Here is a 16,008-nt window from a genome sequence, read left to right on the forward strand (position 1 = left end):
CCGAACGGCCTACGGCACGACCACGATCTTCCGTCCCACCCCGGCCGCGAACTGCTCCAGCGCCTGCGGGTAGCGCGCCAGCGGGATCCGGTCGCTGATGAACACCCGCGGGTCCAGCACCCCGTTCGCGAACAGCTCGGCCGCCCGCTCGAAGCTGTGCAGCACCGCCATGGAACCGGTGATGGTGATCTCCTGGTTGTAGATGCGGTACGGGTCGATGGTCACCCGGGTCGCGTAGTCGGCCACCCCGAACTGCAGGAACGTGCCCGCCTTCGCCACCCGGTCCAGGCCGTCCTGGATCGCCGCCGCGTTGCCGGTCGCGTCCACGACCACGTCCCAGCCCTGCGGGCGGTCCAGCTCGTCCGCGCTTCCCGCCGCGCCCGAGACGCCGAGCAGACGGGCGGTCTCCAGCCGGGCCGGGTTCACGTCGACCACGTCCACGCTCGCCGCGCCCGTCCGCTTGGCCAGCTCCAGCATCATCAGCCCCATGGTCCCGGAGCCGTAGATCAGCACGTGGGCGCCCAGGCGGGACCGCAGGACGTCGTAGCCGCGCACCGCGCAGGACAGCGGCTCGACCAGGGCCGCGTCCTCGGTGCGCACGTGCTCGGGCAGCTTCACGCAGTTGGCCACGGGGGCGACCGCGTACTGTGCCGCCCCGCCCGCCGTCGTCACGCCGATCGCGCCCCATCGCTCGCACATGTTGTTGTGGCCGTCGCGGCAGTAACGGCACTCGTAGCAGTACAGGGAGGGGTCCACGGCCACCCGGTCGCCGACCGCCACCTCGGTCACCCGGCTGCCGACGCCGACCACCTCGCCCGCGAACTCGTGCCCGGGGACGATCGGCAGCTTGGGCGCGAACTCGCCCTGGAGGATGTGCAGATCCGTGCCGCACAGGCCGCAGGCCGCCACCTCGACGACGACCTCGCGGGGGCCCGGGGTCGGGTCGGGCACCTCGGTGACGACGGCGCGGCCCACGGACTCGATGACGGCGGCCTTCATTTCACAGCTCCCAACGACAGGCCCTGGACCAGCTTGTCCTGGGCGGCGAACCCCGCGGCGAGCACCGGCAGGGAGACGACGAGCGACGCGGCGCACACCTTGGCCAGGAACAGGCCCTGGCTGGTGATGAAGCCGGTCAGGAAGACGGGGGCGGTCTCGGCGACCACGCCCGTGAGAACTCGGGCGAAGAGAAGTTCGTTCCAGCTGAAGATGAAGCAGATCAGCGCGGTGGCGGCGATGCCGGGCAGGGCGATCGGGGCGACCACGCGCGCGAGGATGGTCGGCAGCCGGGCGCCGTCGATCTGCGCCGCCTCGATCACCGCCACCGGGACCTCGGCGAGGAACGACTGCATCATCCACACCGCGATCGGCAGGTTCATGGAGGTGTAGAGGATGACCAGGAGCCAGATGTTGTCGAGCACCCCGGTGTTCTTCGCGAACAGGTAGATCGGCAGCAGACCGGCCACCACCGGCAGCATCTTCGTGGACAGGAAGAAGAACAGGACGTCCGTCCACTTGCGGACCCGCCGGATGGACAGCGCGTAGGCGGCCGGCAGGGCGAGGAGCAGCACGCAGATCGTCGACACCACGGACGCCACGGCGGAGTTGATCAGCGCCGGCCAGGGGCTCGCGCCGCCGCCCGCCCCGAAGAACTCGCGGTAGCCGTCGAGGGTCAGCGAGGCGGCGAAGGACGGCGGGTTGGTCGCCGCGTCCGCCTCGGAGTGGAAGGACGTCAGCGCCATCCAGGCGATGGGCAGGAAGAACAGGATCCCGACGAGCCAGGCCACGAGACCCAGCCCGTTGCGGCGGAGCACGGCGTTCATGCGCGGGACACCTCCTCGCGGAACAGGGACGACACCACGCGCAGGGCGAAGGTCGCGATGATGATCGAGCCGATGACCACCAGGACGCCGGCGGCCGAGGCGAGGCCGTTCTCGTGGGCCTGGTAGAAGCTCTGGTAGACGGTGTAGGGCAGGTTGGCGGTGCCGAGTCCACCGGACGTGATCGTGAAGACCGCGTCGAAGTTCTGCACGATGTAGATCGAGCCCAGCAGGGCGCCGAGTTCGAGGTAGCGGCGCAGGTGCGGGAGCGTCAGATGGCGGAAGACCTGCCAGTCGTTCGCGCCGTCCACCCGCGCGGCCTCGATCTGCTCGTGGTCACGGCTCTGCAGCCCGGCGAGCAGGATCAGCATCATGAACGGCGTCCACTGCCACACCAGGGAGGCCTCGACCGCGAGCAGCGGAGTGTTGGAGATCCAGTCGGGCTGTGGGCCGCCCACATAGTGCAACAACCCATTGAACAGGCCGTATTCAGGGTTGTAGAGCACATGCTTCCACAGCAGGGCCGCGGCCACCGGGACCACGAGGAACGGGGCGATCAGCAGGGTGCGGACGACGCCCCGGCCGCGGAACCTCCGGTCCAGGAGCAGGGCCAGCGCCAGCCCGAGGACCAGGCTGACCAGCACCACCGTCACCGTGAGCAGCACGGTCGTCCAGACCGAGTGCCGCAGGTCCGCGTCGGTCAGGACCTGGCGGTAGTTGTCCAGGCCGGTGAAGTGGCGGGCCTTGGGATAGAGGGCGTTCCAGTCGAAGAAGGAGATCACCAGCGTGGCCACGAACGGCAGCTGGGTCACCACGATCATGAAGACGAGGGCGGGCATGAGGGGGGCCCGGGTGGCCCAGGCGCGCAGGCGGGCCGAGGGAGGCCGCGTGGCGCGTACCGGCGTGGTCGCAAGGGGTGCTGTCGTCGCGGTCATCGTCCCTCGTACTCCTTGGAGATCTTCTCGGCGAGCGCTTGAGACTTCTTCAGGGCCGAGTCGACGGACTGGCGTCCGGCGATGGCCGCACTGATCTCCTGGGAGACCTTGGTGCCGAGATCGGTGAACTCGGGGATGTCGACGAACTGGATGCCGGGCGCGGGGCGCGGCTGTACGCCGGGGTCGTTCGGGCGGGCGTTCTCGATGGCCTGCTTCGTCATGTCCTGGAAGGCGGCGGCCGACGCGCGGTAGTCGGCGTTGGTGTACGTCGACGCCCGCTTGCCCGCCGGGACGTTCGGCCAGCCGCTGGTCTCGCCGACCAGCCGCTCGTACTCCTTGCCGGACGCCCAGGACACGAACTTCCAGGCCTTGTCCGGATTGCGGGAGGCCTGCTGGATGCCCCAGGCCCAGGTGTAGAGCCAGCCGGAGGACGCGGTCTTCTCCACCGGGGCCGGGGCGTAGCCGAGCTTGCCCTTGACGGGGGATCCCTTCGCCTCCAGCAGGCCGGCCGCGGAGGTGGCGTCGTACCACATGGCGACCTTGCCCTGGGTCATGTCGTTGAGGCACTCGGCGAAGCCGGACTGGGCGGCACCGGACTCGCCGTGCCCCCGCACCAGGTCGACATAGAACTTCGTCGCCTTCTCGAACGCGGGGGAGTCGAGGTGGGCCTTCCAGTTCTTGTCGAACCAGGTGCCGCCGAAGGTGTTCACCACCGTGGTCAGCGGCGCGATCATCTCGCCCCAGCCGGGCAGGCCGCGCAGACAGATGCCCTTCATGCCGGACTGCGCGCCGTCCACCTGGGCGGCGAGGTCGGCGACCTGCTGCCAGGTGGGGTGGGCCGGCATGGTCAGGCCCTTCGCCGCGAACACGTCCTTGCGGTACATCAGGAAGGACGACTCGCCGTAGAAGGGCTGGCCGTAGAGCTTGCCGTCGGAGGCGGTCAGGGACTGGCGCATGGGCGCGAGGACGTCCTGTTCGTCGTACGACGGGTCCTTGGCGACGTACGAGCTCATCTCGTGCAGCCAGCCGTTGCGGGCGTAGATCGGTATCTCGTAGTTGCTCAAGGTCGCCACGTCGTACTGGCCCGCCTGGTTGGCGAAGTCCTGGCTGATCTTGTCGCGGACGTCGTTCTCGGGCAGGACCGTGAAGTTGACCTTGATGCCGGTCTCCTTGGTGAAGCGGGGGGCGAGCTTCTGGAGTTCGGTCATCTGGGGGTTGTTGACCATCAGCACGTTGATGGAGTTGCCACCACCGGTCCCGCCCGCACCGACCCAGCAGCCGGAGAGCAGCGGGGCGAGCAGCGTCCCTGCGGCGGCCATGGCGAGCGTGGCTCGCGGCCTCCGTCGGCTCTGGGTTCGCATGGATCGCTCCTGGAAATATGGGGAAATAAAGGGCACTTGGGGGTGTGGAGGGCCTCTAGGGGAGTGGGCTGGACTTTCAGACCCTGACGACCTGCGGGCCCAGCAGGGAGTAGCGGTGGGCCTCGGCGGCCGGGAGTTGGGTGCTGGTCACGATCGCCTCCAGCGCGCCGACCTCGGCGAACCGGCAGAAGCTGACCGCGCCGAACTTGGTGTGCACCCCCGCGAAGACGGTGCGGCGCGCGGCCCGCATCGCCTGCGCCTTGACCTCGCTGACCGCCGGGTCGGGGGTGGTCAGGCCGTGCTCGCGGGAGATGCCGTTGGCGCCGATGTAGGCGAGATCGAGGACGAAACCGGCGAGCATCTTCGTCGTCCAGTGGTCGACGGTGGCCAGCGTGCCGGCCCGGACCCGGCCGCCGAGCAGCAGGACCTGGATCTGCTCGGCCTCGGCCAGGGCGCCCGCGACCGGCAGGGACGCGGTGACCACGGTGAGCGGCCGGCCGGCGGGCAGGGCCTCGGCGATGAGCTGCGGGGTGAAGCCCTCGTCCACGAAGACCGTCTCCGCGTCCCCGAGCAGCTCGGCCGCCGCGGCCGCGATCCGGCGCTTTTCGGGCACATGGCTGGTGGCCCGGAAGGCGAGCGTGGTCTCGAAGCCGGCGCTCTCCACCGGATAGGCACCGCCGTGCGTACGGCGGACCAGTCCGTGGTCCTCCAGGGCGCGCAGATCGCGCCGGATGGTCTCCTTGGCCACGCCCAGCTCGGCGGCGAGCGCGGTGACGTCGACCGAGCCGGTGGCGCGCGCGGCCCGCACGATCGCGCGCTGGCGTTCCTCCGCCGTCCCTGTGCTCATGTTCGTCACCGACCTTCCCGCGGAACTGCCCGTTCGGGCCCATGGGGGAAGTTCTACAGCGGCTGTGCGGCACTGACCAGGCCTGTTGCGGTCCCGATACTGCCCGTTCGTGCCCGTTCACCGAGGGCACTGCCCGGCGCGGACCTGGGAGGCCGTGTCCGGCGGGGTGGGAGCGGGCGTCCTGGATGCCCGTATGCGCCGGCGGGCGGGCCCGTTCGGTGCCCGCTCGCGCGCGTGCACGACGGTTTCGAGCCGTCGTAGCTCTTTCGGCCGGGCTTTTCCGGGCTTCCGGCGCCGGCCGGGGCTCGGGGCTGCACGGCGGCCGGGTCGCAGTCGTGGCGGCAGTCAGGCCCTCACCGTGGTGCCGGGCGGCCTGGCGGCATGGTGTCCGGTCGGGGCGCGACGTCCCCGTCCGGCAGGTTCAGTACGGCCAGATCGGCGGATCGTTCACGAAGTGCCCGCCGAGGTGGGTGTGCGCCGAGTTCTCCGGGTCCAGCTCGCCCTGCTCCGCGATCAGCTTCTCGGCGTACGGCTCGGAGTCGTCCCGCGGTTCGTACCCGAGCGCCCGGGCGGTGGTCAGGTCCCACCACAGCCGGGTGTTGGCGGAGGAGCCGTAGACGACGGTGTGGCCGACCTCCTCGGCGGTCAGGGCCGCGTGGAAGAGGCGGGCACCGTCGGCCGGGCTCATCCACACCGAGAGCATGCGCACGCTGGTCGGCTCCGGGAAGCAGGAGCCGATGCGCACGGACACGGTCTCCAGGCCGTGCTTGTCCCAGTACAGCTGGGCGAGGTCCTCGCCGAAGGACTTGGACAGGCCGTAGAAGGTGTCCGGCCGGCGCGGGGTGTCGACCGGGATCAGCGGCTCGCCCGGGCGCGGGGCCGGGGTGAAGCCGACGGCGTGGTTGGAGGAGGCGAAGACGATGCGGGGCACGCCCTCCTGGCGGGCTGCCTCGTAGAGGTTGTAGGTGCCCTCGATGTTGGACTTGAGGATCTTCTCGAAGGGCGCCTCCAGGGAGATGCCCGCGAGGTGCAGGACCGCGTCCACGCCCCGTACGGCCTCGCGCAGGGCCGCCGTGTCGCCGAGGTCGGCGGTGATCGCGTCCGGCGCGTCCTCGATGGGCCGCACGTCGAACAGGCGCAATGTGTAGCCGTACTCCGGCAGCAGGGACCGCATCAGGGTGCCGAGCCCGCCGGCGGCGCCGGTGAGCAGAACGGTGCGCGGAGCGGGCATCCTCGGTTCTCCTTGTGGCCGACATTCACATACGTGGACACGCTAGAGACTTTCGCCGTGCACCGTCAAGTGTCGCGTGATGTCGGTGAATTCGCTCCGGGTGTTGCGAGTTTGCCTGCTTGACCTGCCGTAAGAAGGGCCCGTAGCGTGGTCGCGTTCAGAAATATGGACGTGGATCAGAAACATGCACCGGTGTGTCGCAAGGGAGAGCCCGTGACGCCAGCCCCTCTCACCGCACGGCTCGACGAACCGAGCGGGCCGCTCTTCTTTCCCGTCACGGCCTGTGGCCCCGACGGCTCGCTCGACCTCGACGTCTACCGCACCCACGTCCGCCGGGGCGTCGCCGCCGGTGCCGCCGCCGTGTTCGCCTGCTGCGGCACCGGGGAGTTCCACGCGCTGCTGCCGGAGGAGTTCGAGGCGTGCGTCCGGGCGGCCGTGGAGGCGGCCGAGGGGCGCGTCCCGGTCGTCGCGGGCGCCGGCTACGGCACCGCGCTCGCCGTCCGCTACGCCCGTCTCGCCGAGCAGGCGGGCGCCGACGGCCTCCTCGCCATGCCGCCCTACCTCGTCCTCGCCGGCCAGGAGGGCCTGCTGCGGCACTACCGGGAGGTCGCCGCGGCCACTGCCCTTCCGGTCATCGTCTACCAGCGCGACAACGCCGTCTTCACCCCGCGGACGGTGGTGGAGCTCGCCCGCACCGACGGGATCATCGGCCTCAAGGACGGCCTCGGCGACCTCGACCTGATGCAGCGGATCATCAGTGCCGTACGCACCGAAGTCCCGGGCGACTTCCTGTACTTCAACGGTCTGCCCACCGCCGAGCAGACCCAGCTCGCCTACCACGCCCTCGGCGTCACCCTGTACTCCTCGGCCGTCTTCTGCTTCGCCCCCGAGATCGCCCTCGCCTACCACCGGGCCCTGACCGCGGGTGACTCCGTGACCCTGCGGCGCCTCCTGGACGGCTTCTACCACCCCTTCGTGGAGCTGCGCGCCCAGGGCCGCGGCTACGCCGTATCGCTCGTCAAGGCGGGCGTACGGCTGCGCGGCCTGGACGTCGGCGAGGTCCGGCCCCCGCTGCACGAGCCGGCGGAGGAGCATGTCAAACAGCTCGCCCAGCTGATCGAGCGGGGCTACGCGCTGCTGGAGGAGAACGCGTGAACGAGCGTGGGTGCGGCTCGAAGGAGGGTGTGTGAAGGCGTCGGCGTTCGTCTACCCGTGGGACGTGGTCGGGGACCCCGAGGCCCCCGCGCGCATCGCCGGACTCGGCGTGGAGCAGGTGACCCTCGCCGCCGCCTACCACTCCACCCGCGCCCTGACCCCCCGCCACCCCCGCCACCGCATCGTCACCGCCGAGTACGCGGCCGTGCTCTACCCACCGGGCGACCGCTGGGCGGGCCGTGGCATCAGGCCGTACCCCGCCGGCCGCTGGGCCCCCGGCGACGCCTACGGCGAGGCGGCGGCGGCGCTGACCGCGGCGGGCCTGGAGGTGCACACCTGGGTCGTCCTCGCCCACAACTCCCGCCTGGGCGCCGAGCATCCGGACACCTCGGTGGTCAACGCCTACGGCGACCACTATCCGTGGGCGCCCTGCATCGCCCAGCCCGCCACGCGCGCGTACCTGGTCGACCTGGCCGCCGAGGCCGCGGTACGCCCCGGCGCGCACGGCACCGAGCTGGAGTCCCTCGGCTGGTACGGGCTCCAGCATCTGCACGCCCACGACAAGATCTCCGGGGTGGGCCTCGGCGAGGCCGGCCAGTACCTGATGTCCCTGTGCCTCTGTCCGTACTGCCGCACCGGGTACGCCGAACACGGCCTCGACTCCGAGGAGTTGGCCGCCTCCGCGCGGGCCGCGCTGGAGCCGCTGTGGCGGGGCGTGGCCGGCGACGAGGGCTGGCCGACGGTCGAGAAGCTGCTCGGCGAGGAGAAGGCCGCCCGCACGCGCGCGTGGCGCGACGACGTCGCCGGCACGCTCCAGGAGGAGGCCGTCGCCGCCGTACGCGCCGCCGCCCCGGCCGGCTTCCAGGTCCTGCTGCACGCCGACCCGGTCTCCTACCACTGCGGCGCCAACGCCGGCGTCGACCCCGCCCGCGTCCTCGCCGCAGCCGACGGCGTGGTGGTCCCCTGCACCGGCGGTACGGCCCTGCTGTCGCCCTTCGCCGAAGCGGCCAGGAAGCGGACGGTAGTGGCCGCCAACCTCACCGTCGTCTCCGGGATGGGCGGCAGCCCCGGCACGCTCGTGGCGGACGCGGCACGCGCGCGTGCGCGGGGTGCGACCGAACTGCGTCTCTATCACGCTGGGTTGGCGTCGGACTCGGACCTCGCCGCGGTGCGCGAGGCGCTGTCGGCGCGCTGAGCCAGGGACGCGGCCGTTCCGATCAGTGCGAGGCCGTACAGCGGCAACAGCAGTGCCGGGGAGACGAGTTCGACCAGCGCCGCGCCGACGGCCAGTCCTACGGCGTTGGGGGTGAAGACCAGGGTCCCGGCGGTGGCCGTCGCCCGGCCGAGCAGGGGGCCGGGTGTCTCCCGCTGCACGGCGGTGAAGACCGCGACGAGCACGCAGGGCAGGCCGAGACCGGCCGCCGCCGAGGACGCGAGGGCCACCGGGTCCGACGGCACGGCGCGCGCGGCCACCGCGAGGGCCGTCAGCGCGATCCCCGCCGCCGCGAACCGGCGCGCGCCGAGCCGCCGCAGCGCGGCGCCCGAGACGAGCCCGGCCGTCACCGAACCGGCGCCCTGGACGGCGTACAGCACGCCCGTGTAGGCGGGGGAATGGCCGAGCCGGTCGACGACGGCGTACAGCGTCGTGCTGCACAGGGCGGTGAGGAGCATCGTCGTACCGCCCGCCCGGACCAGCGGGCGCAGCTCCGGGTGGCCCCACAGGTGCCGGACGCCCTCCGCGGTCTCCGCGCGCCAACCGACGGACCGGGCGGGCCGTTGCTCGCGCACCCGCAGCAGGGCGTACAGCCCGGCGGCGACCGCGAAGGTGCCCGCGTCCAGGCAGGCGACGGCCGGACCGCCGAAGGCCGTGTACAGCCCCGCCCCGGTCAGCGGGGCGACGAGCTTCATGCCCTCGGTGACGGCCATGCGCAGCCCGTTGAAGTCGCCGAGGCGCTCCGGGCCGATCGCCGCGGTCACCAGGGCCGACTCGGCCGCGTCATGCACGACCTCGGCGGCGCCGTAGACCAGCAGGACGGCGAAGAGCAGCCACAGGCCGCCCGGGGAGTCCACGGTGCACATGGCGAGCAGCAGGGCCGCCAGGCCCGCGTTCAGGGCCACCAGCAGGGGCTTGCGTGGCACGCGGTCGGCGATCGTGCCGAGCGGCGGGCCGGCCACGGTGGGGGCCCACAGGGCGAGCATGCACAGCGCGGCCAGGCCGTCGGACCCGGTGAGGTCCTTCACCCACACACCCGAGGCCAGAAACAGCGCGGAGTTGCCGAAGCCCGACACCACCACGGCCGCCAGATACAGCCCCGCGTTGCGGTCCCGCAGCACGCGGAGCAGGGTCCAGGAAGTCGTCATGCCTGCTCATCGTGGGTCTAAGGAGGGCCCGCGCGGATCGGTGAGGTGCCTTATCCCGGAGGCCCGGCAGACGGCGGCAATCCGTCGGAACCTGTCGGTAATGCCCCTGGGGCGCCCGCACGACCGAACCTACTGTCGGCGCCATGCGTTACATCGCACCGATCCTGATCGGTCTCGTCTACGTCCTGCTGATGTCCCTCGTCCCGGAACGCCACCGGCGCCGCCTGAACGCGGTCATGGTGGCCGGCGCGGGCGCCGCCTACCTCAGCGGCGGCGGCCTCGGCGGCTGGGAGTTCGCGTTCACCGCGGTCGCCACCTACGTCGCCTACCAGGGCCTCGACTCCTGGGTCTGGATCGGCGTCGGCTGGCTGCTGCACACGGCCTGGGACGTCGTGCACCACCTCAAGGGACACCCGATCATCCCGTTCGCCCACGACTCCTCGTTCGGCTGCGCGCTGTGCGACCCGGTGATCGCGGTGTGGTGCCTGGGCGGCGGGCGCTCGCCGTGGGAGTGGCTGCGGGGCACCGATGAGTTTGCGCGGGCCGGCCGGTCAGTCCTTCGTACGAGGAGTGCACCCGTGAAGGAGTGAGGCATGACCATGATCGACCTCGGCCCCCAGACCCTGGTCGTGGCGCGGCTCGCCGAGTCCGTGACCGACGAGCAGTTGTCGGCCCGCACCCCGTCTCCCGAGCTGACGGTGCGGAATCTGCTGGGCCACGTGCTGTACCTGTCCATCGCCTTCCGTGACGCGGCCCGCAAGGACCTCGGTACGACGACGGACACCAGCCCGAACGCCGCGGTGCCGGACATCGGCGCCGGCTGGCGCGAGGAGCTGCCCAAGGTCCTGGACGAACTGGCCGACGCCTGGCGTGATCCGGCGGCCTGGACCGGCATGACCCGCGCGGGCGGGGTGAACCTGCCGGGCGAGGTGGCCGGCGCCGTCGTCGCCGACGAACTGGTCGTCCACGGCTGGGACCTGGCCCGCGCCGTCGGCCGGGACTATGCTCCCGACCCCGCGGCCCTGGACTCGGCCCACGGCTTCCTGCTGGGGGCCGCCGAGGACCCGAGCCGCGGCGGCGGCATCTTCGGTCCGGTCGTCCCGGTGCCGGCGGAGGCACCCCTGCTGGACCGGGTGGTGGGGCTGAGCGGCCGGGACCCGATGTGGCGTCCATGACTGAGTAGGAGGGCATCGGCTCGGCGCCGAGAGAATGCGAACAACTGTCCTGCGAGTCGTCGGTCAGGGTGGTCGCCGGACGAATGACGGTCGTTTGTGCGGTGGTCGTACCGCGGTCCGATGCCGTGAAGCTGGTGGTGCAGGTGAAGCTGCTGCCGACGCCCGAGCAGGCGCCGGCTCCGGAGGCGACCCTGCGTGCCTGCAACCCTGGCCCTTCCACCAGCTCGGACAGCACCTCGCCGGCAAAGCACGCAAGGCCGGAGTGCCCCCTCGCTGGGCCGGCCGATGTGGTCGCCGGGGTCCACGTGCGCGACCGCGCGCGCTCGGCGTGGGTGCTTGTCACCGCACCCGCACTCTTCCCCTGACAGTTGCTGGGGACTGGGTGGATGCGACCCGTGACCGTCCTGGCGTAGGGGGCAGTCGGGAGCGCGACGAGGTGTGAACGACCGAGAGAACAAGCTCGGCCGTTCACGGCCGAGAAGGTGACTGCTCGCATGACGACACAGCACATCGCACCGCGTCCGGGACCGGCCGACCGGGGTGAGCGGGACCCCCGTGCCTGGGTGGCTCCGGCGATCGCGACGGCTCTGATAATTGTGCTCGGTCCGGCCGCGGTCACGTTCGCCGGGCTCTCCGTGATGGCGACGGACAGCTGCGGCCCCGATGACTGCTCGGCCGCGTTGAACACGTCCCTGTCCTGGATCTTCGGCCTGATCTCCTACGGCGGACCGCTCTCCGCCGTGGCGCTGCTCATGGCCTGGGTGCTGCCCTGGAAGCGCCGCTGGTCGGTGCCGCGGGCCTGGAGGGCGGCCGTCGCGCTGATACCGCCCCTCACGGTGCTGTACCCGTGTTCACACTGCCCGCCCCGTAAGGGAGCACCATCACGAGAAGCCCGGGTTCCACTTGTCCAGGTGAGCCGGGGCAGGCGCACCCGCCGTCGTACTCTCCCCCCATGCCACTCACGCTCACCGTCCTCGGTACCGCCTCCCCGCACCCCGGCCCGGACCGGCCCTGTTCCGGATACCTGCTGTCCGGCGGGGGTGCCGAGGTGTGGGTGGACGCGGGGCCCGGTACGTTCGCCGCGTTGCAGCGGCACACGGACCCCGCGCGACTGACCGCGATCTGGATCTCCCATCTGCACGCCGACCACAGCGCCGATCTGCTGCCCGCCGCCTACGCGTTCGCCTTCGGCGGGATGACCCCGGCCGCGCCGATCCCGGTGTACGCCCCGCAGGACTGCGCCCGCCGGCTGGCCGGGTTCCTCGGGCGGGCGGACGTCGACTTCCTCAAGGGCGTCTTCGACTTCCGGGCCCTGTACGACGGCCATGACGTGCGGCACTGGAACCTCCGCCTCACCGCACGCGCAGTCGCCCACGACACCGAGGCGTACGGGCTGCGCGCCGAGTGCCAGGGGAGCGTGCTCGCCTACTCCGGGGACAGCGGACCCTGTGCCGCACTCGGTGAACTCGCCGCCCGAGCCGACCTGTTCCTGTGCGAGGCGGACATCGGTGAACGTCCCGACGGCGAACAGGTCCATCTGACGCCGGAGGACGCGGGCCGGATCGCCCTTGAGGCCCGGGTGCGCGAACTGCTCGTCACCCATGTCGGGCCCACGCTCACCCGCGAGGAAGCCACCGCCCGCGCCGCCGCGGTCTCCGGTCGGCCCACGCACACCGCCGTCGAGGGCGACACCCGAACCGTCTGAGGTCGCCACCCACCTGCTTTGTCATAGGCATTGACGAAACACGGCACCCCTCCTACCTTCAACGCGTCGTACTTCGTACGTCATATATGAGACGCGATATGTGAGATCCGAGAGGGCCGCATGACCTCTGTGCCCACCCCGATCCCGTCCCGCACGCAGTACGTGCTGGACGCGATCAAACACCGCATCCTGACCGGTCAGCTGACGCCAGGTCAGGCTCTGGTCGAGACGGAGCTGGCCGCGCAGTACGGGGTGTCGAAGACCCCGGTGCGGGAGGCGCTGAAGACGCTCGCCGGGACCGGGCTCGTCGTGATGAGCCAGTACAAGGGCGTCACGGTGCGCATGGTGGACGCGGACATGGCACGCGACGTCTACGACGTGCGGCTGCTGCTGGAGCCGGAGGCGCTGCGCAGAGCCGTCCGGCGAGGTGCCTCCCTGGACGACGCGCGCGACGCCCTGAACCGGGCCGACGCCGCCCACGACACCGCCGAACGGTCGCTCGCCAACCGGGAGTTCCACCGCGCCCTCTATCTGCCGTGCGGCAATCCGCTGCTCGGCCGGATGCTGGACGAGGTCCGCGACCAGGCCGCGCTGGTCTCCGCCGTCGCCTGGGCCGCCGACCCCTCCTGGGAGCGGGAGGCCGCCGAGCACCGGGAGATCCTCCGGATCGCGCTGGGCGGCGACGCCGACGGCGCGGCCGCCGCCCTGCACGCCCACATCGCCTCCTTCGTCCGGCGCGCGTTCCCCGCAGAGGAAGGCCATTCATGAGCAGCGTGACGTTCGAGCCCCAACGGGCGGCCCTGGCCGACGTGGTGGCCATCCCGGTGACCCCCTTCGCCGCGGACGGCTCCGTCGACGCCGGCACCCACCGGGCCCTGCTGCGTCGCCTGCTCGACGGCGGGATCCGCACCCTCACCCCGAACGGCAACACCGGCGAGTTCTACGCCCTCACCCCCGAAGAGCGCCGCCTGGTCACCGAGTCGACCGTCGAGGAGACCGGCGACCGCGCCGCGGTCCTCGTCGGCGTCGGCCACGACCTGCCCACCGCCGTCGCCTCCGCCCGCCACGCCCGCGACCTCGGAGCCGGGATGGTCATGGTCCACCAGCCCGTCCACCCGTACGTCTCCGCGGCAGGCTGGGTCGACTACCACCGGGCCATCGCCGAGGCCGTGCCCGAGCTGGGCGTGGTGCCGTACATCCGCAACGCGCAGTTGCCCGGCGCCCGGCTCGCCGAACTCGCCGACCACTGCCCGAACGTCGTCGGCGTGAAGTACGCCGTCCCGGACGCCGCCAAGTTCGCCGCCTTCGCCCGGGACGCGGGCCTCGACCGGTTCGTCTGGGTCGCCGGCCTCGCCGAGCCGTACGCCCCCTCCTACTTCTCCGCGGGCGCCACCGGCTTCACCTCCGGGCTCGTGAACGTCGCCCCGTCCGTTTCGCTGAACATGATGGAAGCGCTTCGATCCGGCGACTATCCGGCCGCCATGAAGATCTGGAAGCAGATCCGCCGTTTCGAGGAACTCCGCGCCGCCCACGGCTCCGCCAACAACGTCACGGTCGTCAAGGAAGCCCTCGCCGCGCTCGGCCTGTGCCGCCGCGACGTCCGCCCGCCGAGCAGGCCGCTGCCCGAGGACGAGCGCGCCGAGGTCGCCGCCATCGCCGAGGGGTGGTCCATGTGAACGCGCCCCGCAGGAAGCCCGAGGAACTGAGAAGCCATCAGTGGTACGGAACCGACGGACTGCGGTCGTTCAGTCATCGGGCCCGGACCCGGCAGCTCGGGTACCTGTCCGAGGAGCACCTGGGCAAGCCCGTGATCGCCGTGCTCAACACGTGGTCGGACATCAACCCGTGCCATGCGCATCTGCGGGACCGCGCCCAGGCGGTGAAGCGGGGGGTGTGGCAGGCCGGCGGGTTTCCGCTGGAGTTCCCGGTCTCGACGCTGAGCGAGACCTTCCAGAAGCCGACGCCGATGCTCTACCGGAACCTGCTGGCGATGGAGACCGAGGAACTGCTGCGGTCCTACCCGGTCGACGGGGCCGTCCTGATGGGCGGGTGCGACAAGTCCACGCCCGCGCTGCTGATGGGTGCGGCCAGCGCCGATCTGCCCGCCGTCTTCGTGCCCGCCGGGCCCATGCTGCCGGGGCACTGGCGGGGCGAGGTGCTCGGGTCCGGTACGGACATGTGGAAGTACTGGGACGACAAGCGGGCCGGCCTGATCGGCGACTGCGAGATGACCGAGCTGGAAAGCGGGCTCGCGCGCTCCCCGGGGCACTGCATGACCATGGGTACGGCGTCCACGCTGACCGCCGCCGCCGAGGCCCTCGGTGTGACCGTGCCGGGCGCGTCGAGCATTCCCGCCGTCGACTCCGGACACGAGCGGATGGCCGCCAAGGCCGGGATGACGGCCGTGGAGCTGGTACGCAACGACCGTAGGCTGTCGCGGATCCTCACACGTGAGGCGTTCGAGGACGCGGTCACGACGGTGCTCGGACTCGGCGGCTCCACCAACGCCGTGATCCATCTGATCGCCATGGCGGGCCGGGCCGGCGTGAAGCTCACCCTCGACGACTTCGACCGCATCGCCCGGACCGTGCCCGTCCTCGCCAACGTCCGCCCCGGCGGCCGGAAGTACCTGATGGAGGACTTCCACTTCGCGGGCGGCCTGCCCGGCTTCCTCTCCCGCATCACCGACCTGCTCCACCTGGACCGGCCGACGGTGTCGTACGACACCCTGCGCGAGCAGTTGCGGGGCGCCCAGGTGCACCACGACGACGTCATCCGCCCCCGCGACAACCCGGTCGCGAGCGAGGGCGGCGTCGCGGTCCTGCGCGGCAACCTCTGCCCGGACGGCGCGGTGATCAAGCACATCGCGGCCGAGCCCCGCCTGCTCAAGCACACCGGCCCTGCGGTCGTCTTCGACGACTACAGGACCATGCAGCGCACCATCAACGACCCGGCGCTCGGCATCACCGCCGACAGCGTGCTGGTGCTGCGAGGCGCAGGTCCCAAGGGCGGCCCGGGCATGCCCGAGTACGGCATGCTCCCCATCCCCGACCACCTGCTGAAGCAGGGCGTGCGGGACATGGTCCGGATCTCCGACGCCCGGATGAGCGGCACGAGTTACGGCGCCTGTGTGCTGCACGTGGCTCCGGAGTCGTACATCGGCGGCCCGCTGGCGCTCGTGCGGTCCGGGGACCTCATCACCCTGGACGTCGAGGCCCGCAGCCTCCGTCTCCACGTGGACGACGCGGAACTGGAGCGCAGGCGCGCCGCGTGGACGCCGCCGCCCGCCCGTTACGAGCGCGGCTACGGCGTCCTCTACAACGGCCAGATCACCCAGGCCGACACCGGCTGCGACTTCGAGTTCCTGGCCCGGCCGGGCCAGGTGCCGGACCCGCACGCCGGCTGACCCACGCATCGA

General features: G+C 71.7%; 15 protein-coding genes. 8 read left to right on the forward strand and 7 right to left on the reverse strand.

The window, feature by feature from the left end; all coding sequences use genetic code 11:
- Positions 1–9: 9 nt before the first annotated feature.
- The 6 genes from ACZ5NH_RS21085 to ACZ5NH_RS21110 form a co-directional block, all read right to left on the reverse strand.
- Positions 10–999 (reverse strand): zinc-dependent alcohol dehydrogenase family protein, encoded by a 990-nt coding sequence (locus ACZ5NH_RS21085; RefSeq protein ID WP_388634990.1) that lies wholly within the window; start codon positions 997–999, stop codon positions 10–12.
- Positions 996–1,823 (reverse strand): carbohydrate ABC transporter permease, encoded by an 828-nt coding sequence (locus tag ACZ5NH_RS21090; protein WP_468777259.1) that lies wholly within the window; start codon positions 1,821–1,823, stop codon positions 996–998. The genes ACZ5NH_RS21085 and ACZ5NH_RS21090 overlap by 4 nt, the downstream gene beginning before the upstream one ends.
- The gene (locus ACZ5NH_RS21095; protein ID WP_388634986.1) at positions 1,820–2,755 is read right to left on the reverse strand and encodes a carbohydrate ABC transporter permease; all 936 of its coding nucleotides are present in this window, start codon (positions 2,753–2,755) and stop codon (positions 1,820–1,822) included. Before ACZ5NH_RS21095 ends, ACZ5NH_RS21090 begins: the two co-directional genes overlap by 4 nt.
- Complete coding sequence (locus ACZ5NH_RS21100; RefSeq protein ID WP_388634984.1) at positions 2,752–4,116, reverse strand: ABC transporter substrate-binding protein; 1,365 nt, start codon at positions 4,114–4,116, stop codon at positions 2,752–2,754. Before ACZ5NH_RS21100 ends, ACZ5NH_RS21095 begins: the two co-directional genes overlap by 4 nt.
- Positions 4,117–4,192: 76 nt before the next feature.
- Positions 4,193–4,963, reverse strand: a complete 771-nt coding sequence (locus ACZ5NH_RS21105; RefSeq protein WP_468777261.1) for a DeoR/GlpR family DNA-binding transcription regulator — start codon at positions 4,961–4,963, stop codon at positions 4,193–4,195.
- 421 nt (positions 4,964–5,384) lie between these two features.
- On the reverse strand, positions 5,385–6,194 hold the full coding sequence (locus tag ACZ5NH_RS21110) for an NAD-dependent epimerase/dehydratase family protein (protein ID WP_468777262.1): 810 nt from the start codon (positions 6,192–6,194) through the stop codon (positions 5,385–5,387).
- 213 nt (positions 6,195–6,407) lie between these two features.
- Between ACZ5NH_RS21110 and ACZ5NH_RS21115 the strand changes: the two genes are divergently transcribed.
- A complete protein-coding gene (locus ACZ5NH_RS21115; protein ID WP_468777264.1) occupies positions 6,408–7,349 on the forward strand; it encodes a 5-dehydro-4-deoxyglucarate dehydratase in 942 nt (313 codons plus the stop codon).
- 31 nt (positions 7,350–7,380) lie between these two features.
- Entirely contained in the window at positions 7,381–8,544 is a 1,164-nt protein-coding gene (locus ACZ5NH_RS21120) for a hypothetical protein (protein ID WP_468777266.1), read from the forward strand.
- Here the strand turns inward: ACZ5NH_RS21120 and ACZ5NH_RS21125 are convergent.
- Positions 8,481–9,710 (reverse strand): MFS transporter, encoded by a 1,230-nt coding sequence (locus ACZ5NH_RS21125; RefSeq protein WP_468777268.1) that lies wholly within the window; start codon positions 9,708–9,710, stop codon positions 8,481–8,483. The two genes, ACZ5NH_RS21120 and ACZ5NH_RS21125, sit on opposite strands and share 64 nt — an antisense overlap.
- Positions 9,711–9,853: 143 nt before the next feature.
- On the opposite strand from ACZ5NH_RS21125, the gene ACZ5NH_RS21130 reads away from it, so the two are divergent.
- From ACZ5NH_RS21130 to araD, 6 genes are all read left to right on the forward strand, one after another.
- Positions 9,854–10,300 (forward strand): DUF6010 family protein, encoded by a 447-nt coding sequence (locus ACZ5NH_RS21130; RefSeq protein WP_388634972.1) that lies wholly within the window; start codon positions 9,854–9,856, stop codon positions 10,298–10,300.
- Positions 10,301–10,303: 3 nt separating this feature from the next.
- Entirely contained in the window at positions 10,304–10,885 is a 582-nt protein-coding gene (locus ACZ5NH_RS21135; RefSeq protein ID WP_468777269.1) for a TIGR03086 family metal-binding protein, read from the forward strand.
- Positions 10,886–11,837: 952 nt separating this feature from the next.
- Complete coding sequence (locus tag ACZ5NH_RS21140; RefSeq protein ID WP_468777271.1) at positions 11,838–12,590, forward strand: MBL fold metallo-hydrolase; 753 nt, start codon at positions 11,838–11,840, stop codon at positions 12,588–12,590.
- A gap of 120 nt (positions 12,591–12,710) precedes the next feature.
- Positions 12,711–13,358 (forward strand): GntR family transcriptional regulator, encoded by a 648-nt coding sequence (locus ACZ5NH_RS21145; RefSeq protein WP_468777273.1) that lies wholly within the window; start codon positions 12,711–12,713, stop codon positions 13,356–13,358.
- Entirely contained in the window at positions 13,355–14,266 is a 912-nt protein-coding gene (locus tag ACZ5NH_RS21150; protein WP_468777275.1) for a dihydrodipicolinate synthase family protein, read from the forward strand. The genes ACZ5NH_RS21145 and ACZ5NH_RS21150 overlap by 4 nt, the downstream gene beginning before the upstream one ends.
- Positions 14,263–15,996 (forward strand): L-arabinonate dehydratase, encoded by a 1,734-nt coding sequence (araD, locus tag ACZ5NH_RS21155; RefSeq protein ID WP_468777276.1) that lies wholly within the window; start codon positions 14,263–14,265, stop codon positions 15,994–15,996. Before ACZ5NH_RS21150 ends, araD begins: the two co-directional genes overlap by 4 nt.
- Positions 15,997–16,008: the final 12 nt, after the last annotated feature.

It is taken from the genome of Streptomyces sp. NPDC031426 (genome assembly GCF_055581585.1).